This is a genomic window from Salegentibacter lacus (assembly GCF_020164555.1).
GTDB classification, from domain to species: Bacteria; Bacteroidota; Bacteroidia; order Flavobacteriales; family Flavobacteriaceae; genus Salegentibacter; species Salegentibacter lacus.
This window is the reverse complement of record NZ_JAIQZB010000002.1, coordinates 112,223-132,385: the sequence shown is the minus strand read 5'-3', so window position 1 is coordinate 132,385 and position 20,163 is coordinate 112,223. Positions and strand designations below refer to the sequence as shown.

General features: G+C 36.7%; 15 protein-coding genes and 1 tRNA gene. 7 read left to right on the top strand and 9 right to left on the bottom strand.

The window, feature by feature from the left end; genetic code table 11:
* Window positions 1–40 precede the first annotated feature (40 nt).
* Together LB465_RS02055 and LB465_RS02050 are read right to left on the bottom strand one after the other, a co-directional pair.
* Window positions 41–1,267 (bottom strand): cysteine desulfurase-like protein, encoded by a 1,227-nt coding sequence (locus LB465_RS02055; RefSeq protein ID WP_224466441.1) that lies wholly within the window; start codon window positions 1,265–1,267, stop codon window positions 41–43.
* Window positions 1,267–3,660: a S9 family peptidase gene (locus LB465_RS02050; protein WP_224466439.1), complete on the bottom strand. Its 2,394-nt coding sequence runs from the start codon at window positions 3,658–3,660 to the stop codon at window positions 1,267–1,269. The genes LB465_RS02055 and LB465_RS02050 overlap by 1 nt, the downstream gene beginning before the upstream one ends.
* A gap of 145 nt (window positions 3,661–3,805) precedes the next feature.
* Here LB465_RS02050 and LB465_RS02045 point away from each other — a divergent pair, with 145 nt between their 5' ends.
* Window positions 3,806–5,356, top strand: coding sequence for a M20/M25/M40 family metallo-hydrolase (locus LB465_RS02045; RefSeq protein ID WP_224466437.1), 1,551 nt, complete (start codon window positions 3,806–3,808; stop codon window positions 5,354–5,356).
* Between the two features lie 163 nt (window positions 5,357–5,519).
* Here LB465_RS02045 and LB465_RS02040 read toward each other — a convergent pair whose 3' ends face one another.
* The 4 genes from LB465_RS02040 to LB465_RS02025 are packed head-to-tail and all read right to left on the bottom strand — an operon-like array spanning window position 5,520 to window position 8,019.
* Window positions 5,520–5,888: a hypothetical protein gene (locus LB465_RS02040; RefSeq protein WP_224466435.1), complete on the bottom strand. Its 369-nt coding sequence runs from the start codon at window positions 5,886–5,888 to the stop codon at window positions 5,520–5,522.
* Between the two features lie 42 nt (window positions 5,889–5,930).
* The gene (locus LB465_RS02035; protein WP_224466433.1) at window positions 5,931–6,920 is read right to left on the bottom strand and encodes a DUF1028 domain-containing protein; all 990 of its coding nucleotides are present in this window, start codon (window positions 6,918–6,920) and stop codon (window positions 5,931–5,933) included.
* A gap of 51 nt (window positions 6,921–6,971) precedes the next feature.
* Window positions 6,972–7,667, bottom strand: a complete 696-nt coding sequence (locus LB465_RS02030; protein ID WP_224466431.1) for a DUF2490 domain-containing protein — start codon at window positions 7,665–7,667, stop codon at window positions 6,972–6,974.
* A gap of 52 nt (window positions 7,668–7,719) precedes the next feature.
* Window positions 7,720–8,019 carry a hypothetical protein gene (locus tag LB465_RS02025; protein WP_224466428.1) on the bottom strand — a complete coding sequence of 100 codons (300 nt, stop codon included), beginning with the start codon at window positions 8,017–8,019 and terminating at the stop codon, window positions 7,720–7,722.
* A 122-nt stretch (window positions 8,020–8,141) separates the two neighbouring features.
* On the opposite strand from LB465_RS02025, the gene LB465_RS02020 reads away from it, so the two are divergent.
* Window positions 8,142–8,213 (top strand) — tRNA-Arg (locus tag LB465_RS02020).
* A gap of 215 nt (window positions 8,214–8,428) precedes the next feature.
* Window positions 8,429–9,706: a site-specific integrase gene (locus tag LB465_RS02015; protein WP_224466426.1), complete on the top strand. Its 1,278-nt coding sequence runs from the start codon at window positions 8,429–8,431 to the stop codon at window positions 9,704–9,706.
* Between the two features lie 213 nt (window positions 9,707–9,919).
* On the opposite strand, the gene LB465_RS02010 is transcribed toward LB465_RS02015, so the two are convergent.
* Complete coding sequence (locus LB465_RS02010; protein WP_224466424.1) at window positions 9,920–10,219, bottom strand: hypothetical protein; 300 nt, start codon at window positions 10,217–10,219, stop codon at window positions 9,920–9,922.
* Between the two features lie 71 nt (window positions 10,220–10,290).
* Complete coding sequence (locus tag LB465_RS02005; protein WP_224466422.1) at window positions 10,291–10,629, bottom strand: hypothetical protein; 339 nt, start codon at window positions 10,627–10,629, stop codon at window positions 10,291–10,293.
* 733 nt (window positions 10,630–11,362) lie between these two features.
* On the opposite strand from LB465_RS02005, the gene LB465_RS02000 reads away from it, so the two are divergent.
* The 3 genes from LB465_RS02000 (at window position 11,363) to LB465_RS01990 (ending at window position 15,947) form a co-directional block, all read left to right on the top strand.
* The gene (locus LB465_RS02000; RefSeq protein WP_224466419.1) at window positions 11,363–11,719 is read left to right on the top strand and encodes a BfmA/BtgA family mobilization protein; all 357 of its coding nucleotides are present in this window, start codon (window positions 11,363–11,365) and stop codon (window positions 11,717–11,719) included.
* A 989-nt stretch (window positions 11,720–12,708) separates the two neighbouring features.
* A complete protein-coding gene (locus tag LB465_RS01995; protein ID WP_224466417.1) occupies window positions 12,709–13,170 on the top strand; it encodes a hypothetical protein in 462 nt (153 codons plus the stop codon).
* Window positions 13,171–13,952: 782 nt separating this feature from the next.
* Entirely contained in the window at window positions 13,953–15,947 is a 1,995-nt protein-coding gene (locus LB465_RS01990) for a family 43 glycosylhydrolase (RefSeq protein WP_224466415.1), read from the top strand.
* 217 nt (window positions 15,948–16,164) lie between these two features.
* Here the strand turns inward: LB465_RS01990 and LB465_RS01985 are convergent, their stop codons facing one another.
* The gene (locus tag LB465_RS01985) at window positions 16,165–16,854 is read right to left on the bottom strand and encodes an NUDIX hydrolase (protein WP_224466413.1); all 690 of its coding nucleotides are present in this window, start codon (window positions 16,852–16,854) and stop codon (window positions 16,165–16,167) included.
* Window positions 16,855–17,082: 228 nt separating this feature from the next.
* On the opposite strand from LB465_RS01985, the gene LB465_RS01980 reads away from it, so the two are divergent.
* Window positions 17,083–20,163: a SusC/RagA family TonB-linked outer membrane protein gene (locus LB465_RS01980; protein ID WP_224466411.1), complete on the top strand. Its 3,081-nt coding sequence runs from the start codon at window positions 17,083–17,085 to the stop codon at window positions 20,161–20,163.

The following is a 20,163-nucleotide window of genomic DNA, read 5'->3' as shown; positions in this document are numbered from 1 at the left end:
GAATAGTTATTATTTATTCGTGGCTTTTTTTGCTAAAAAATTAGATAAATTTCTTTAAAACCCAAATCAATCTTTTTACCTCATCCAGGGAATTGTAATGCACCAAACTTACTCTCACCACACCATTTTTTTCTTTTAATCCGGCATCTTCAATAATTTTTTTTGCGTAAAAGTCGCCAAATCGAATTCCTATTCGGTACTCATCAACCTTTTCAACAAGTTCATCGCTTTTCATCTTACTGTGAACAAAAGAAATTGTAGGTACCCTTTCTTCCCTATCAGCAGTGTTTCGACCAATTATTTTAATGTCTGGATGTTCATCTAAGTAATTGATCAAAGGCTTGCTTATTCGCTCTTCGTGCCTGCCAATCAGCTCAAAAATTTTATCCATTTTCTCCTGAAAATCTGCCTTCTTTTCTCTGGGGAATTCATGTTTAAACAATTCTTCAAAATATTCGGTGATTCCCAATAAACTATAAGTCAGTTCAAAATTGAAATTTCCGGGCTGAAATTTATATGGAACATCCTTTTTAGTGAAAAAGTAATGGTTAATTCCATCCATTTTAGACAACTGATTGTATTTGCCATACATCACAGCTAAATGCGGGCCGTAGGTTTTATACCAGCTAAAAACATAGAAATCTACATCAAGTTTTCTCACATCTACCCTTCGGTGCGGCGCATAGGCCACACCGTCCACACAAATAAGTGCGCCGGCCTTATGGACAGTTTTCGCAATTTCTTTGATAGGATTTATGCTTCCCAGGATATTTGAAGCGTGCGTTATCGCTACTAACTTAGTTCGTTTGCTCAGTAATTTGTTGAGATCGCTTATTTCCAGTTCAAGAGTATCCGGGTTGGCTTTCCAGATTTTTACATTAATCCCTTTTTCCTTTAGATCTGTCCAGGGAGAAACATTGGCTTCGTGATCGGTATTGGTAACAATCACCTCGTCGCCTTCTTGCCACTGCTTACTAATACAAATACTTAAAATTCGTAGAAGCATAGAGGAAGAAGGGCCAATTACCACTTCTTCCGGTTTACCCGCATTTATAAATTTACTAACCTGCTTGGTAGCATAAGTAAGTTTTTCTCCTGCTTCTCTAGAAACTTTATATGAAGCTCCCAATTGCACATTATGGTACAATAAATAACCGCTGATACGTTCTGCGACTTTCTTTAAAGTTTGCGAGCCGCCCGCATTATCCATAAAGGTAAACTCCCTTTCAAGCGCCGGAAACTGACTTCTTACAAATTCAATATCCATTAATCTAAAAGGCTTTCGTTGAACAATTCCAGGATTCTGCGATACTCATCGGTCCAACTGCTTGGCTCTATGAAACCGTGATCCTCTACCGGGTAAATTGCCATTTCCCAGTCTTCTTTACCCAATTCAATTAAACGCTGTGAAAGTCTCACCACATCCTGAAAATGAACATTAACATCTACCATGCCGTGAGCGATCAACAAATCTCCTTCCAGACCTTCAGCAAAATAAATAGGTGAAGATCTTCTATATGCAATAGGATCTGCAGCCGGTTCATTTAAGATATTAGAAGTATAACCGTGGTTATAATGTGCCCAATCGGTAACCGATCTTAAAGCAGCGCCGGCCTGAAAAATTTCAGGTTCAGTAAACATTCCCATCAGGGTGATAAATCCGCCGTAACTTCCACCATAAATTCCTACTTTTTCAGGATTGACTCCGTGATTTTCTATAAGATATTTTACGCCGTCAACCTGGTCAGAAAGATCTTTTCCACCCATATGGCGATAGATTCCTGTTCTCCAGTCACGGCCGTAACCTGCACTTCCGCGGTAATCAATATCGATTACGGTGTAGCCAAGGTCGGTTAATAAATTATGGAACATATACTCCCTAAAATAGCTGCTCCACCATTTGTGAGCGTTTTGCAAGTACCCAGCTCCGTGTACAAAAACCACCGCGGCATCATTTTTCACATCGGTTTCTGGTTTATATAACCTGGCCGGCACCATAGCGCCATCTTCGGCTTCAAACTCTATTAATTGAGGTTCTCTCCAGTCGTAGCTGCTAAATGCTTCAGATTTTCCTTCTGTTAATTGTTCGGCTTCAGCATTTGCCCTGGTTCTCTTTAAATATAACTCCCATGGCTTATTGCTGTAAGAATGCAAAATAGCCATATTTTTTTCATCGGGAGAAAGGTAAACATCGTTGTTGCCTTCCATTTGGGTGAGTTTTTCCATTTGACCACCCATAATTGGCATTTTATAAAAATGGCGTTCGCCGGGTCCAACTTCAGAAGTTGTTAAAAACCAATGCTTTTTATTATTGGAAAGTTCGGGATCAAAAACTTCAAAATCGCCTTCGGTAAGTGCTTTTTTATTTCCGGTAGTCACGTCTAATAAATATAAATGCGAATATCCGGTTTCTTCACTCTGGAAATAAATATGTTTATTATCTGGCAACCAGCCCATTTCTTCACCACCGTAGTAAGCGTAGCCAATTCCAGGACCTGCAATCCAGGCTTCGTCCCGCTGGCGGTCCAAGGTGTTTAGCTCGCCGGTTTCCAGGTCAATTTTAGCTATCCAACGGTCTTTATTGTCTTTAGAACGAATATTAACCACCGCGTGTTCCCCATTTTCTGAAAAATAAACCGTTGTGGGTGCTACCTCCCTTTCGGTTTCTTCCCATTCCTTATCGGGATAATCTTCTACGTAATCAGGCAAATCGGTAATTCCGGGTAAATTATCAGTTTTTAAAGTATAAACAGTATCCTTTTCAAAATTGTAAATCGCCAGTTCAATACTGGTTTTATCTTCACCAACTTTACTTCTGGCAGGTAGGTTAGCGGTATAGCCAGATTCATCTACATAATTTGGTACATCGGTGCTTCCATTTCGCTCCCGGGTAATAAGTTTGAAAGTTGCAAATTTCGCATTTGGTGAAACCTGTAAATTACTAAGATCGCGATCTTCTAGGTAAAAGGTATAGTCCTCTTTTTCAGCCGTAGCTTCACGGTAGGTTTCCCTACTTTCTTTTTCAGTTTTACGCTGATTTACAACTTCCAGGAGTTCCAGGTTTTCATCCCGTACCCAGGCATCTTTTTCTGAAGTTTTATCTTCTTTTTCCTCTTCAGCTTTACCATCAGTGATATTGGTTAGTTGTTTAATACTTCCCGCTTTTCTATCGTATATAAAAGCATTGTTACCGGAGTTGAAGCTAATTTTATTTTCGTCTGCGAGGAATTCAGCATTGCTAATAGCTTCCGATAGGTCTAATAATTGAGTAGTTTCGCTAGATTTTACATCGTAAATAACGAGGTTACCATCTTTGCTAAAAATCTTTTTGCTTCGGTTTTTATTGAAATCTCCATAAGCTGGAATTATTCCTCGTTCTTCTTCTAAACCTACTTTGCTGATTTTTGAAGTACTATTCAGCTCAATTTTATAAAGCGAATCTTCAGCATTTTTTTCTGGATTATAATCAAAATAGATGGTTTCGCTATCGGCGCTCCATTTTACATTAGATGGGAAAGTGCCCATCCAATTAGGATCCTGCATAATTTTTTCTACAGAAAGTTCACTTGTTTGTGAAATTCCGGGAAAACTTAAACCTATAAATATTAAAAAGAGAAACTGAAATTTAAAATTGAAGGTGTTTTGTAGCGTTTTTTTCATCGATTTAAGGAGTTGTGGGTTTATTTTTTAAAAACACTGCCAATATAGTTAAATTGATTTTACCTGTAAAGCTCAGTTTGTAAATGCCCCGCCCAGATTTAATTAATATCTTTATGCTGAAAAATTAAAATTTTAATAATACAGAATGAAGAAAAATTTACGCACACTTTTTAGTTTATTCCTTGTAGCCGGGGCATTGCAGATGCAGGCACAAGAAGAAATGGTTGACAAAATTGTAAACGAGGTCAATGAAAATTCGAAATTAGAAGCGCTTGCTCACGAGCTGGTTGATGTGGTAGGGCCGCGATTGGTAGGAACTCCACAGATGAAAAATGCGCACGACTGGGCAGTGAAGAAATATGATAGCTGGGGAATTTCGGCTGAAAACGAAGAATATGGCACCTGGCGAGGCTGGGAGCGAGGCATTACCCATATTGACCTTGTAGAGCCAAGAGTAAGAACGCTCCAAGGAAGACAATTAGCCTGGAGCCCTTCTACAGGAAAAAAAGGAGTAACCGCTGAGGTTGTACTATTGCCAGAAGCTTCAGACTCTACTGATTCCGCTAATATGCTTTCTTCGGTTAAAGGAAAATTTGTAATGATTTCCGTTAATGAACCTACTGGAAGGCCTCCTTATAATTGGGAAGAATGGGGCACTGAAAAGTCCTGGAAAAAGATGCAGGTAAGTATAAAAGAAACCGATTCTTTGTGGAGAGATCGAATTGGTAAAACCGGATATGGTTACAGAGAATTACCTAAAGCACTGGAGAATGCCGGGGCTGCCGGAATTATTACTTCTAACTGGTCTCACGGCTTTGGTGCAAATAAAGTATTTGGTGGGTACACTAGTGAAATCCCTACTATAGACATTAACCTAGAAGATTATGGCTTGCTTTACCGTTTAGCTGAAAATGATAATGCACCCAAAATAAAGGTGGTTGCTCAATCTAAAGATCTTGGAGAAGTGCCTACTTTTAATACTATTGCTAGAATTGAAGGCAGCGAAAAACCTGAAGAATATGTTATTCTTTCAGCGCATTTTGATTCCTGGGATGGCGGAACCGGCGCTACCGATAACGGCACTGGGACTATCGTAATGATGGAAACTATGCGAATTCTTAAAAAACTTTATCCAAACCCGAAACGTACAATTATTGCCGGCCATTGGGGAGGTGAAGAACAGGGGCTCAACGGGTCGCGTGCTTTTGTAAAGGATAACCCGGAAATTGTTGCCAATGTACAGGCATTATTCAATCAGGATAATGGAACCGGAAGGGTTAAAAATATTAACGGACAGGGTTTTCTGCACGCTTACGATTATATAGGAAGATGGCTAGAGCCGGTTCCGCAGGAAATTAAGGGAGAAATTGAAACTTCTTTCCCAGGGACTCCATCGAGTGGAGGAACAGATCACGCTTCTTTTGTAGCAGCCGGTGCGCCTGCATTTATGCTTAATTCATTAAACTGGTCTTACTGGGATTATACCTGGCATACCAATTTAGATACTTATGATAAAATTGTTTTTGACGATGTGAGAAGCAACGTGATCTTAACCGCTATTATGACCTATATGGCTAGCGAAGATCCAGAAACTACTTCCAGAGAAAAAGCAGTTTTACCAATTAGCAGAAGATCTGGTGAGCAAATGACCTGGCCTGAGCCAAGGGATGCAGAAAGAAAAGGAGGGTTGGATTAAGTTCAATAAAAAAAGGTTGTTTGAAAGTTCTATTTCCGTCAGCTGAACTTGTTTCAGCTTCTAATATGTTTTAATTACCAACACCTTAGTTCCTGAAATAAATTCAGGATGACGAATTTAAAAACTTTTAAACAACCTCTTTCTTTATAGAAATCAGAAACTTTTAACCTTCAAGATCTGCTCCAACAGGAATTGAGCAGTCGTGATAAGGCTCTCCGTGTGGAGGATTTTTAGTGGGTTTTGATTCTTTCAACCTAATAGGAGAAGTAGTCATTTTTGAACTGGAACCTGCATTGGTATTATTATTTGCTCCGCTTAAAGAAGCACCAACCGGCATATCACAACGGTGACCCGGTTCTCCGTGAGGAGGATTAACATCTGGCGTTTCTGCATTTCCAGAAGTATTTCCGCTCATTTCGGTATTTGGAGCAGTTTGGGTTTCCGGAGTTTTTTCTTCGTCTTTACAAGAGGTAAAAGCGGTGAGTGATACAATAGCTAATCCTAGAAAGATTTTATTAAAAGTGATTTTCATAACAGTAAGTTTTAAGTTTTAAAGATACTAAATCTGTGAGGATTACTGAGTAAGCATCTCCAATTCATCTTCGGTCAAATCTATAAGTCCGGCTTTTGGCAAACGCTTCAGCATTGTTCTCCAGTTTTCGTCTTCATCAAAAATTCTATCAAAAATTTGTTTTGCTTCTTCCAAACGATCGCTATTGGCAAGTGCCACAGCTTTCCAAAATCTCATTTCCAGGTTATCGGGAAACATACTTTCGGCAGTACCATATTCCTCTAAAGCTTTTTCTACATTTCCTTCTTCCATAGCTACGTCACCACGGTTCATAAATTCGTAAGCCCTGGCAGTTTTTAGCAATCGGTCTAATTCTTTAATCGGATTTTCGTGATCGTCTACCCTAAGGTTTATTTTCTTGTCTTTCCAGATTTCTTCAACTTTATCTGGTCCAACCACGATTAATGCAGCCGATTGCTTTCCGCGAATATCACCACCCGCATCTTGCGCAGCCTTTAAAACAGCTACAACCCTTTCAGCTAAAGGAAGGTTTATATTTTCATTGAATGCCCGGGCCATAGCCGGCACAACATCGTCATTAAGCATCATGTTAGCCTGAACAGAAAAATTATCGCCGTTAAGATGTTCGGCTTCAGCTACACATTTTGCTCCGGTGTATGCCGCATTATCTCCGGCTTTCCCTAAAATGGCAAGCTGTCTAAAATCACGACCTTCATCATTATTGATAAGGGTTTCCACGGCTTCTTCGGGAGAGTAGCCTTCATCTAAAAGCCTAAGTCCTTCGGGACCAAAAGCGGGATTCACAAAAGATTGGGTGGCAACCACGCCAACTCCAGATTTTCCCCAGGCTACCAACGGGCCAACCGAAAACCAATGGCTTTGCACGCCAACGGCCATTTCACCGGTTTTTGCATCACGAGCCACAATAGAATAGGTATGTGCGAAAGCGTCTCCGCTAATTTCAGAAGTTTGAGCTTTGCTATTTAAAGTTGAAATAAATATTAAAGCGGTAAAGAGTAAAAATTGCTTCATAATTCAGGTTTCTGATTAAAAGCTAAAGATAGCGAAACTCTGCTGAATAACTTAAAAAGTATGGTGCAGGCTAAGCTGAATTTGCCCTTTGCTAACATTATCTGTGGTCTGAGTCATATACCCAGCCTGTACTTTAAGATTGTCTTTTAAGGCATACCCCAGCGCAGAATAAAATCGGTTACGGTCAAATAATTCTACACTTCGGCCATCACCAATTTCGCGTTCACCGTTGATGAATATTTCGTTATACAGGGCAACATAAATAGCGTCTTTATTCAGGTTTGCCTGATTTAATGGAATATTTAAAAACAGGTTGTAACGATATCGTGTTCTAAAATCCTGATTTTCTACCCAGCGCTGTTCGTATCTAAAACGGTGGGTAAGGTAAAATCGATTGTTTAATTTATGCGGAAGTAAGGCCTCCTGGTAAATCCTACTTTCGCCTGAAGTAGCGTTACCCTCACCAAATTCCCCAGATGTAATATTACCATAACCAAGTGTGAATTTTAAATCGGCATTTTTAGGCGAATAGGTAAGTCCGCCGCGAATAAGCAATTGCTCCAGATCGCCGCCAAGATCCCAATTTCTATATTGAATATCTCCTTGAAGTCCCCATTGACTTTCGCCGAAATTAGTATTCCAGAAATACATATACCAGGCGCCGGTTTGATCTTCATCAATTTGGGCATTGACAGAAAACGATATAAATAGACTAAATAGGATTGCAGAAAGGAGTGATTTTTTCATTTTTTGCTTTTTCCGCAAATATAACATTCCGTAAGAAAAAAATAAGGCTTTGCTATTCTTTCACTTCGGTAACCAGAATATAATCCGGACCACCATCTACAGGATAACCTTCAATTTTTGACCCCGAAATAGTGACTTCTTTCCCAACATATTCGTCCAAACTTATTTTTTCACTTTTTAGCGCATAAAACTCATCTTCAGCATTTAACGTGTGAGTTCCATATTGATAAGAAGTTATTCCCTGGCTTTCTATAGTTCCGGTAAGTTTCATTTGTTCTTCAGAATTTTGTCTGTCACAATTAGTAGTCAGAAAAATAAGACTTGTAACCAGGCTTAGAATAATAGCTTTCATAAAAGTTTTCATTTAAAAAATAGCAGTTGATTAAAATTAGTAAAAGGAAAGAAACCAGCTGAAGTTTTAAGTTATAATATGATGAATTTCTGAAAACATTATTATTTTTGTGCCGCTTACAAGGCCTCGTAGTTCAACGGATAGAATAGAAGTTTCCTAAACTTTAGATCCAAGTTCGATTCTTGGCGAGGTCACTTTTAACATTTCAAATAAAATCAAAAACCCCTTAATTTTATGATTATCAGGTTTTTACATTTTATTTGGTGTTAGATGATATTAAATGATATCGATTTAAAAGTTCACAAATCGTCAACATTTTTTGAATTAAAATTCTTATCTTGATATCACGAGATTGTTCTCATAATGGTGGTTTGACTTCGCAAAATTGTTCAACTTAAAACCATGAATTATGCGTACTCAATCAACATTTTCCGTCTTATTCTGGATCTACTCCAAACGAGCCAAAGATAATCTGACCGTCATTTACGCCAGAATCTCTATTAATGGTAGAAGATTAAACATCAGCCTTAAAAGAAAAGTTGATGTTAGCCTATGGGATCCCAGGAAACAAAAGCTCAAAGGTAATAGTCAATACGCCAGGGAATTAAACCAGTTTCTGGATCAGGAGCACTCCAAATTATTTCAATGTTACCAGGATTTGAGAATGGAAGGGGGAGTTCTTTCTCCCGAAACTATCAAGTCACGTTATTTTGGTGATAGGAAGCATCTTTTTTCTTTAGAAGACATTTTTGAATATCACAATAACAATATGTTTTCGAAATTGAAGTATAACACTTCCCGATTATATATTATAAGTCAGAATTATATCAGACGTTTTGTGCAAAAGGAATATGGTAGAAAAGATCTTTATTTAAAAGAGCTTGATTACAGTTTTGTCATAAAATTTGAAAATTACCTCCGTGCAGTCAAGCCACGGCATTATTGTAAAAATCTTCAACACAATGCTGTAATGAAACATATTCAACGTTTGAGAAAGATGGTCACCCTGGCCTTTCACCTGGAATGGGTTGATCGTGATCCATTTGTAAAGTTTAGACCGCATCTGGAACAAAAAGAAAGAGGATTTTTAACTCTGGAAGAATTAGAGAGCATTGAAAATCTTGAACTGAAATCACCTCGTCTCAAAAAAGTAAGAGATCTTTTTATCTTCAGCTGCTATACCGGCGTGAGTTATGGAGATCTTATGCTTCTCACACCTCAAAATCTGGTAATAGGTATTGACAAAAAATTCTGGATAATCACAAGGAGAGAAAAGAATGGGAATCAGGTAAAAGTACCTTTACTTTCAAAGGCCATCAATCTGCTTGAAGAATATAAGGATGATAAAGAATGCCATATAAAAAACAGTCTTTTACCTGTCAGGTCGAATCAAAAAGTCAACAGCTACTTAAAAGAAATTGTTGAAAAGTGCAATATAGAAAAGAATGTAACCTTTCACCTTGCCAGGCATACCTTTGCCACTACTGTAGCCTTGACCAATGGAGTGCCAATAGAAACTGTGTCTAAAATTTTAGGCCATAAAAAACTCTCTACTACCCAAATCTATGCTAAAGTCGTGGAACGTAAAGTAAGCGAAGATATGGAATTACTACAGCAAAAATTAAATAAAGCTGTTGAGCAGGATGATAAAGAGGATGGAGAAGGGCCAGCCAGAAAAATTAACTAGGCATTTAATTTATCTCAACAAAAACAGAAAAAGTTTACAAAATATCTAATTATAAAAGTTTTAGGATGTTAAAAAGAAAGGGTAGGGTCGTAGGGGGTTAAGTATGGTCTATTCTTACCATGCGAAAGTCAAATCACTTAGAACTCTTTTACTGGCATACAGAAAAGAAATTACCGCAGCATTTTTCCTTTCTCATTAAAAAGTCTGTACGTCTTAATAATTTGTATGTAGAAATGACTCTTCCTTTTCTGTCAAAAGTTCATCAAATGAATAACCTGGAACAGAATATCCCTTAGGAATATCCAACATTACCAGGTTATCATTTTTGAGCAAAATAAAGCGTACAGATTTCCTTTCGGGATATCGGATGTACAAAGAGATCGCATCTTCAAAATCTAATTCATCCTTTAGTTTTTGAGGTATTTTCTTCGTGACCCGACCCCTGAAATCGGCAAAAGAACGATCGCCAGTAAATTTCAGGTACAATTTATTTTCTGGATTTGTAGAAAGCAATTACTGTAGAAAATTTTTCAGAATCATTTAAAAGTTAGATACACCTGATAGCCAGTTTAAATAATGATTGACTATTCATTAAAAAGCACCAATAGCTCTTTTTGAGAATCCAGGATATATTCACTTAAGACTTTTAAAGCCCTTTCTTGTATTTTACCGAAACCTTCCTTATTTAAGTTCCCCCCGGCAATAATAAGGTTTTCTAGATGCAAGGTATCTGCGAGATAAGTATCATCCTCACCGTAATACATTATTATAATTTCATCACCTATTAAGCTTAATTGTAAAGAATAGTCAATGTTTTTAAAATAGTCTGGTGTATGAATTTCAGGTCTATTCAATGAAATTTTATTATGCTCCGGATCATAGGACAGTATGGTTGGTATATAAAGCTTTCCCAGGTCTAGCATGAGGATTTAATTTACACATCAATTGTTTAAAAATAGTATTTTTTTGCACCACCCCACTTATTATGATAAATAGATTTACAATTAACAGTTTGTAAATTAATCGGTAATTTATATAAGAATTATCTGCTATACCACTCAGCACATTAGCCTTTCGTTCCTTCAGGCTAAAGAGCTTCATTCAACAAGAACCGGACACAAATGAAAAACCGCCACCTCGCATTTCGCTTTTTCCACACAAATGGTGGAAACGCTCCACTCCCGGTTCTGGTTTTCCAATTAAGTCCTTGAGATTAAACTTCATAATTAAGTTTCGTTTCCATCCCTTCATTACTCTTTCATTTCCCTGTTCGATATTTTGGTGGTCATTACTGACCTATCTTTAATAATAATCCCGTTTTTCATTTTAAAGAATTCTCAATGATTCTTACTTATCTCCATAATTAATTTTAAAGAATTTCTTTTCGAATCTTAAAAAACAGGATTCATTTTTTTAAGGATTAAAGAGCTATTAAATTCTATTTAATAGTTGAAATTTTTGTCCCTCTGGGACGAAAAGGTAGAGCAAGAGGGTAACCCGCAAAGCGATGTTACAAATACCTTTTCTATTTTATTTATTTGATTATCAATTATTTAAAAATAACAGAAATATTTTAAAATTATGGATTTACTGGTTTTGGGCTCTAAACCCCAATAAAATGGTTGAAAAAACCAGTAAACCTAAAAATTGTGAATCATGAAAGAGGTTAAGAACATCACCATCGAAAAGAAAACGGCTGAACGCTTTCAGCAATTTTCCAGGACACATTACAAAACACATTCGGAGGCATTAGCCGGGATGTTGGATTTTTTCTTCTATAACGAGATTTCCCCAAAGGAAAATTTTGGTCCTACCGGAAGGCGAATTGAAAATATTCTGAAGAAAAGAATCAATGCAGTGATCGCCATAACGAAGAATATGGAGAAGAATAAAGTAAACCCCACTTTAGCCATTTTAGAAGCTTTAATGGAAGCTGCAGATCCCAGGAACTATAACTCGACCCGAAAAAGGGATTACGAGCAGGACGATACGCATCCAGATTTTTATAAATAATTATCCGGTTAAAATTTAAGTTTTTTTATTTCAGTTATTTCTATTCCAATGCCTTTCCTTTTGCTGCGAAAGAAACAAGCTTTGAAATTAACCGGAGCGCATAAACCGACAGGCTATTTATAGCTCCTCAATAATTTCAAAGCTTGAAGATACAGCAGCATCAAAAGGGAATGCGAAGGCGCTGAAAGAAGTAAATGAAATGAAGGATCAAAAACTATCATCCAAATCTACTTTTTGCTCCTTTTCGACGTCAAAAAGGAAAATGCTCCAGATGAAAAAAGTAAATGCCTGAAATAGCCCTAATTTAAAATGGTGCTTTTTGATGCTATTTAAAATGTTAGTCTCTAATTTTTAATTTTAGAACTATCAAATTCACACAAATAGCATCAAAATTAATGTTATTAAAAAAAATCCTTCTCGACTACTTTATAATCAATTTATTAATTACTTTTAAATAGATGAATTATAGTAGTTTTTCAAGTGCTTCATTGTCCATTTTTTGTTTGACTTCGCAGACATAAGCATATAAATAATAAAAACGTTTTTGGGTTTCTTACCTGGTAAACCACTTGTTGGTTAAGCTAAGCTTGTATGAGATTTTTATTTTTCGAGCAATTTTCAAGATAAGCTGCTGGAAGATTAAAAATCCACTGATGTTGATTTTTAGAGTAAGTATTAATAAACCATATAACTATGAAAGAAAGCACCCATCCATTTATGGTCAGTATGCATTCCCTGGAATCTAAGGTTGAACAGCTCACCAGGGAATTTAAGGTTAGGCAGATCAAGGATCCGTGCCTCATCCTTCTGTATAATGCTGATTTTATCCAGCTATTCAAGATAAGTGCGAAAACAGCTCAAAACTGACGGGAAGAAGGGCTGATTGAATACGCACAGGTGAAAGGAAAGATCTACTACAGCCTCAAGGATATCCAGTCATTTATAAATCGTCACCGAAAAAGCAGGAAGTATGCTAAACCTTAAGTAAGATGACTCCGGAAATCTCTGTTCCCATTCAGCTATTTATTGAAGCGCAGCAAAAAAGCTATGCAAGAAAGCTGCAATTCTTTTTATCCTTAAAGCTCATTTACAGGTGCGGAAAGGCGAAACTGGATGATGGGGAACTTTTGTTTTTAGAGCTCACTGAAGAGATTGGCTCCCGGAAAACTACGTTGAAGTATATACGTTTCCTCGTAAAAAAGGGATGGTTACATTACAATGCGAGAACAGGATATTATATCATTAGATCCTTTGATAGGATACGAGAAGAGAACAATTGGAAGGCAAGGTTTTCCTTCCCAGTGGATTTTTATTCCTATAGGGACATTAAGGCAATTACAGGAGCAATTATTTATGGATACCTCCATAAAGATTTCTGGAGAAAAGTAAGGAGAAAGAAAAGAGTACAGATAAAAGGCAGTACCTATCATTTTTGTCCCCCCTCACTTTAATTATAAAGAAGTACTTGCTCCGTTATCTTTCCTCGGGATCGGATATTTTAAATTTCACCGTCCACCGCTTCTAGACTTAAAAATTCTGCCGTAAAACAACAGTTACTTGAGGTTAAAAATAATTATGGGACACCAGTCCCCAGAAGAAGAGCTAAGGAGCTGTGTTTAGACTACAATGATAAGAGAAACAATATTGTATTTTAACAGGGAAATTACCGATTCCAGTTAATTGATATTATTTCACCTCTTTTTCTTTTTAAAAAGCGGAAAGAACTGAAAACATAAATGCAAGGTTTATAAGGTAAATCAAAAATAAAAAAACTTTTTGGCCAAAGTTTGATCTTGTTTAGGCGCGATAGCGCGTTTGTTTATTTTTCCGCGATCACCCATACCATAGCTTGTTGTTTCCCTCTTGGTTCTTTTTTTGAACTAGTTGATTTTATGGAATTCATCACTGAGTCTATGCTTTTAAAAGTTTTGATGATTCAAGGGTTTAAATTTTTCCTCCTAAATTAAACTGAAGCAATAAGCACATCCCAATTCACCAAATTCGATTATTGAATCATACTTCCCAATGATTTATACACTTCTTAACCGGCAAAAAGTGTCTTTAATTGTTTTAATGTCGGCTTTACTTGCGAGTATGCTCAGGTTAAATTGAACAAGAGCACCAAAACTTTTTTTGGAAAAAAATCCGAAAAATATTATTTATTTTTATTAAGTGTAAAATAAACAAATAAAAATAAATTTCTAAATTTAGAAAAATTTATAATCTAAGTAAGATGCGAAATTCTGTTGTTTACATACTAAAAGGTTTTGGATTCATCAGCCTTATTTTAATGTTATTTTCCTGTAGTTCTTCAAAAACCGAAAGAGAATACACCAATTATTTATTTGCTTATTTCACCGGCAATGGGCCGGGGGAGGAGGCAGTATACTATGCAATAAGTCCTGATGGCTATAATTACTATGCTCTAAATAGTAATCAGCCAATAATGAGCCCGGATGAGATCAGCATAACAGGTGGTGTAAGGGATCCGCATATACTAAGAGCAAAAGATGGTACTTTTTATATGATGCTTACCGATCTGGTGTCTATGAATGGCTGGACCAACACGGCAATGATCATGTTGAAGTCTGATGATCTTGTAAACTGGACATCCACCGTAATTGATATTCCTGAGACTTACCAGGATAAATATTCAGATGTAATGAGGGTTTGGGCGCCCCAGACCATTTACGATGAGGAAGAAGATAAAATTATGGTATATTTTTCAATGTTGGAGCCAGGTAGTTATGACAAGATCTATTATGCCTATGCCAACGAAGATTTTACAGGGTTGGAAGCATCGCCCGAACAGCTTTTTTTCAATCCTGCTAAGACCGCAGCGATAGATGGTGATATTGTAAAAAAAGATGGAAATTATCATTTGTTTTATAAAACTGAAGGAAGTGAGGATAAAGGAATAAAAGTAGCAATTTCCGATAATCTTACTAAGGGCTATGAACCTTTAGAGGGCAATGTAGATCAGACCGACGAAGCAGTTGAAGGTTCAGGTGTTTTTAAGCTGATTGACTCTGATAAATATATACTTATGTACGATGTTTATATGCAGGGCTCTTATCAATTTACAGAAAGTACAGATCTTAAAAATTTTGAGGTTGTAGATGAACAAATCTCTATGAATTTTCATCCCCGTCACGGTAGTGTAATTCCAATTACCCAGGAGGAAACAGAAAGACTGCTGGAAGCTTTTCCTTCTAATGATATTCCTGAAGGTTTCAACCTAAATTTAGGAGAATTAAAAAAGAATCAGTTTGATAATCCGTTAGCATTGCAAAGAGCAGATCCTTTTGTAACAAAGGCTGAGGAGGGAAACTATTATTTTATAGCTACCGTTCCCCAATACGACCGTATTGAAATTCGTAAATCAAATACTATCAATGGGATAAAAGAAGCAGAACCGGTGGTGATATGGCGCAAGCACGAGAAAGGTGCCATGGGGAATCATATCTGGGCTCCAGAGCTGCATCGTATTGATGGGAAATGGTATGTATATTTCGCAGCCGGTTCGGCTGAGGAAAAATGGAAAATAAGAATGTATGCTTTGTCAAATCCTTCAGATGATCCAACCAAAGGAGAATGGAAAGAGGAAGGCCAGGTTGTTAGTAATAGGGACGATTTTTCCCTGGATGCGACCACATTTGAATTGAAGGGGCAACGCTACATGATCTGGACAGATAGAGCTTCAGATTCTATAGTTAATACAGGTTTGTATATTGCAGAGATGACTAGTCCCACCAGGCTGGCAGAAAAACAGGTTGTGATTTCGCAGCCTACTCATGACTGGGAAATACAAGGTCACAGGGTGAATGAGGCGCCCGCGGTACTTGTTCGAAATGGAAAAGTATTTGTAACATTTTCTGCCAGTGCCACTGATGCCAATTACTCAATCGGGTTGCTTTGGGCTGATGAGGATACTGACCTGCTGGATCCAAATTCCTGGCATAAATTACCCGAACCGGTATTTTATAGCAACCCGGAACTCGATCGCTATGGTCCCGGGCATAATAGTTTTACGAAATCTGAAGATGGTGAAACCGATATTATGATCTATCATGCTCGTGATTATAAAGAAATAGATGGGGAACCACTTTACGATCCTAACCGCCACACACGTGCAAGGGTGATAAAATGGACTAAAGATGGGATGCCTTACTTTGGTCAGGAGATTAGCGATAAAGAAATGAGTTCGGAAAATTTTAGAAAGGATTAAGAATTAAATAAATATTGAAAATCCTTTTTTCTGAAATGATTATACTTCAGTTATGTAAAAAGATAAGAAATCTAAACCCTAACACGATGTCGTTTTTCAATTAATAAAACTTAGGAGGAATGATATCTTATTATCAATAATCGAACTGAATTTTTAAAAATGTAATATTTATTCAACGTTAAATATTTCAGGAATTTAGCTTATCGAAACCAGTAATTTATAATTTAAATGCAAATCCTTCCTCAGTCTTTCTATGATATCTTTCTGCATCAAACTTATAAAGAAATGATCCTTTTCTGGAAGACTTCATGTCTTTTTCCTCCAGTTTTATCAGTATATCTAAAGCATTTATTTTATTAATAAAATTTCGTTTGTCTAATTCTTCTCCAAGAATGGATTCATACAATTTTTGAAGCTGGCGCATTGTAAATTTTTCAGGAAGAAGTTCAAAACCTATTGGTTTTTTAGAAGTCTTATATCGTAATCGTGTAATCGCTTTAGTAATCATTTGGGAATGGTCAAATATTAGTTCAGGAAGTTCTGTTACGCTAAACCATTTTGCTGAATGTTTGTCAATTAAAGATTCATCATGCTCTTTGGAATTTATTAAAGCAAAATAAGCAACTGAAATTGTTCTTTCAGCTGGATCCCTATCAACCTCACTAAAAGCATACAATTGTTCCATGTATATTTTTTTAATTCCAGTGAGCTGATAAAGAATACGGTTAGCTGCCATATTTAGATTTTCGTGTCTTTTTAAAAAACCTCCCATCAAAGACCATTTGCCTTTCTCGGGTTCAAAATTTCTTTTGATAAGAAGGATTTTTAAATCTTCTTCGTCAAAACCAAATATTATACAATCTACCGCTAATAAGACTTTATCCTCGGTTTGATAGCTTGGACCCATAAACTGCTCATTTTACTAAAGCGCTAAATTAAAAAAGTATTTAATAATGCGATGTATTTAACCCTAATGTTAAAAATTTTAACTATCAAAAACTTACCTTTTATGAAGTACATACTTTGTAAACATCTTTTGTGAGAATACAGCTAAATATTATTTGGTTTATTGAAATAAATTTAATTACATTTGGAAATGTAAAAAACACATTTAATTTAATTTTAATCTTATCTTATGAATAACGCTAATTCTTATTTTGATAAGTTACCATTATTACGAAAACGTTTTATGTTAACTTTTCTCGTACTGTTGTTTTCAGGAACGGCCATGATGGCCCAAGAAAACATTACAGTTACAGGTATCGTGACCTCAAAAGGAGAAAATCTTCCTTTACCTGGGGTAAATGTTATTGAAGAAGGTACTTCTAATGGGGTTGTTACGGATATGGATGGAAGATACTCCATATCAGTCCCCGAGGATGCCGTTTTAAATTTTTCCTACATAGGTTTTGAGTCAGAAATAATTTCAGTTGATGGCCAATCCAATATTGACATTGTGCTTGCTGAAGATTATGCTTCTCTGGACGATGTGGTAGTTGTGGGTTATGGAACTCAACGTAGACAGGATGTAACCGGTTCTGTAGCATCTATAGATGCAGAAGAGGTTCAGAAACAATCAAACAACGATGTCTCACGTATGTTGCAAGGTAGAACCGCCGGGGTTACCGTTACCAGTAATGGAGAACCAGGAGCTGGAGGAAATGTTAGGATACGTGGGGTTGCAACTTTTGGAGACAATCAACCTTTATACATCGTTGATGGAGTTCCGGTTGGAACATCGATTAGGGATTTTAATCCTAATGATATTGAATCTATTCAAGTTCTTAAAGATGCTTCTGCCGGTGCTATTTATGGTTCAAGGGCAGCAAACGGTGTTGTTATCATCACTACAAAAAGTGGTAAGAAGAATACCCCTTTGCAAATAAAATATAGTGGTTACTACGGAATAGATGAGGTAGCACAAGATATTCCGGTTTTAGGAAGAGAAGACTACCAAATGATTGCAAATGAAAAAAGATCAAACGCTGGCTTGCCGCTTATTCCCGGTAACGACCCTAGTTCTGATCTTTTTGTTGATAATATTGATACAGATTGGCAGGAAGTAGGTTTAAAATCTGGAAGTAGACAAAACCATAACCTTAACTTTTCTGGTGGGGGCGATAATATGACCTATAATGCTTCCTTAGATTATTTTAATAATGAAGGTGTTTTTGTAGGGAATGGGCCTGATTATGAAAGATATTCCGGACGAATAAATACTACTATGGAAAAAGGTATTTTTAAAATATCTCCATCTTTATATTATACTCATAGTTTTGAGAATTCTTTAACTTTTAGAGGAGACGTATTAACAGGAGGGAGACCACCACTAATAAATGATTTAGTAAATGCTATCCCAACTCTGGGAATTTACGATGAAAATAATGAAGGTGGTTATGCTGGAACTTCTTCCGAAATACATCAAGAAATAGTGCTCAATGTTCCGGGAATTAATAGTTTATTTACGAATACTGTAGAAGTGGATAGGATTTTTGCGATAGTTAATCCTGAAATTAAGCTATTAGATACAGATGGGCACGAACTTACTTATAAGCTAAATACAAGCTATGATAAAACTCACGTAAGGAGTTTCTCTTTCGTTCCAGAATTTCAAATGGGTTATTTCTTTGGTTCAGGCCGATCTTTATTAGATGATAACTCTAGTATATACACAGTAGCCTTAATTGAAAATACATTAAACTATAAGAAAGAATTTGGTAAGCACGGTGTAGATGTTCTTTTAGGTCAAACTTATCAAAAAAATTCTGCAGTTCAACGACAGGCGCATTCTGAAAGTTTGCCAAAACCGTATTACCCTGTTTTATCAAACGGTAGTAACCAAACCGTAGGTGGACAGGAATATTATAGTTCCCTGGCTTCCTATTTTGGAAGGCTGAATTATAACTTTGATGATAGGTATTTATTAACCGCAACCGTTAGGAGAGATGGTTCTTCACGTTTTGCACCTGACAACAGATATGGTACTTTCCCATCAGTAGCACTTGGTTGGAGACTTTCAAATGAAGATTTCTTTAATGTTCCAGAAATTAATCAGTTAAAGTTTAGAGCAAGTTATGGGGAATTAGGTAATCAAAATATAGGTGATTATCTTTATCAGGCTGTTATAAACAGGAACATACCTTATAACTTTGGTGGGAACCGGGTTCTAGGCGGTTTGCAAACAAGTATTATTGCTGAAGATATTAAATGGGAAACCACTACTTCTTTAAACTTAGGTATGGATGTCTCTCTTTTCAATAATAAAATTGATTTAACTTTAGAGTACTACGATAAAGAAACAAACGATGTCTTGGTAGGGGTGCCAATCCCAGCTTCTACAGGTTCAATTAACACTGCGCCAACAATTAATGCCGGTAGTTTAAAGAATTCAGGATTTGATGCTCAGATTACATATCATTATAACAATGATGAAGATTTTTCCTTCGATATTTCAGCAAATGCCAGTACTATAAAAAATGAAGTTTTAGCCTTAGGTGGAAGTGATGAGCCGATTGCGGGTGTAGGATCACGAACTCAGGTTGGTGGAGAAGTAGGTGAACATTTTGGTTTTGTGTACGACGGAATTTTTCAGTCAGCCGAAGAGGTAGGTGAACACGCCTTTCAAAATGCAGCAACTTCACCAGGTGATGTGAGGTTTGCAGATATAAACGACGATGGTGTAATTGATGCAAATGACAGAACCTTTTTAGGTAGTGCAATACCAAGTGTTACTTACGGCTTAAATTTTACTGCACAGTATAAGAATTTTGACCTAACAATGTTTGCATCCGGTGCAGCAGGATACTATATTAATAGTAGACTTTATAGGTCTTTGATGATTTCTACTGGTTATATTAATGCTCACGAAGACATTTTAGACAGATGGACACCACAAAATACCGATACAAATATCCCTCGAGTAGTAGCAAATGATCCCAATAATAATGCAAGAGATTCCAATAGACCGGGATGGTTGCAAAAAGGGGATCACTTAAGAATAAATACTTTATCCTTAGGTTATAGCTTGCCGCAGGGCCTTTTTGAAGATGCTCTGAATTCTGCAAGAATTTATGCGACAGTTCAAAATCTATATACTTTTCAGTATTACGATGGCTTTAACCCTGATTTCAACTCTGGAGTATTTGAACCCGGATTCGATAATGGGACTTACCCAAAACCAAGAACATTTATGTTAGGTGTAGACTTATCATTTTAA

Bases quoted from the DNA above. Each gene is read 5' to 3' on its own strand.
- LB465_RS02055 (WP_224466441.1), bottom strand. From the start codon at position 1,267: ATGGATATTGAATTTGTAAGAAGTCAGTTTCCGGCGCTTGAAAGGGAG.
- LB465_RS02050 (WP_224466439.1), bottom strand. From the start codon at position 3,660: ATGAAAAAAACGCTACAAAACACCTTCAATTTTAAATTTCAGTTTCTC.
- LB465_RS02045 (WP_224466437.1), top strand. From the start codon at position 3,806: ATGAAGAAAAATTTACGCACACTTTTTAGTTTATTCCTTGTAGCCGGG.
- LB465_RS02040 (WP_224466435.1), bottom strand. From the start codon at position 5,888: ATGAAAATCACTTTTAATAAAATCTTTCTAGGATTAGCTATTGTATCA.
- LB465_RS02035 (WP_224466433.1), bottom strand. From the start codon at position 6,920: ATGAAGCAATTTTTACTCTTTACCGCTTTAATATTTATTTCAACTTTA.
- LB465_RS02030 (WP_224466431.1), bottom strand. From the start codon at position 7,667: ATGAAAAAATCACTCCTTTCTGCAATCCTATTTAGTCTATTTATATCG.
- LB465_RS02025 (WP_224466428.1), bottom strand. From the start codon at position 8,019: ATGAAAGCTATTATTCTAAGCCTGGTTACAAGTCTTATTTTTCTGACT.
- LB465_RS02015 (WP_224466426.1), top strand. From the start codon at position 8,429: ATGCGTACTCAATCAACATTTTCCGTCTTATTCTGGATCTACTCCAAA.
- LB465_RS02005 (WP_224466422.1), bottom strand. From the start codon at position 10,629: ATGCTAGACCTGGGAAAGCTTTATATACCAACCATACTGTCCTATGAT.
- LB465_RS02000 (WP_224466419.1), top strand. From the start codon at position 11,363: ATGAAAGAGGTTAAGAACATCACCATCGAAAAGAAAACGGCTGAACGC.
- LB465_RS01995 (WP_224466417.1), top strand. From the start codon at position 12,709: ATGACTCCGGAAATCTCTGTTCCCATTCAGCTATTTATTGAAGCGCAG.
- LB465_RS01990 (WP_224466415.1), top strand. From the start codon at position 13,953: ATGCGAAATTCTGTTGTTTACATACTAAAAGGTTTTGGATTCATCAGC.
- LB465_RS01985 (WP_224466413.1), bottom strand. From the start codon at position 16,854: ATGGGTCCAAGCTATCAAACCGAGGATAAAGTCTTATTAGCGGTAGAT.
- LB465_RS01980 (WP_224466411.1), top strand. From the start codon at position 17,083: ATGAATAACGCTAATTCTTATTTTGATAAGTTACCATTATTACGAAAA.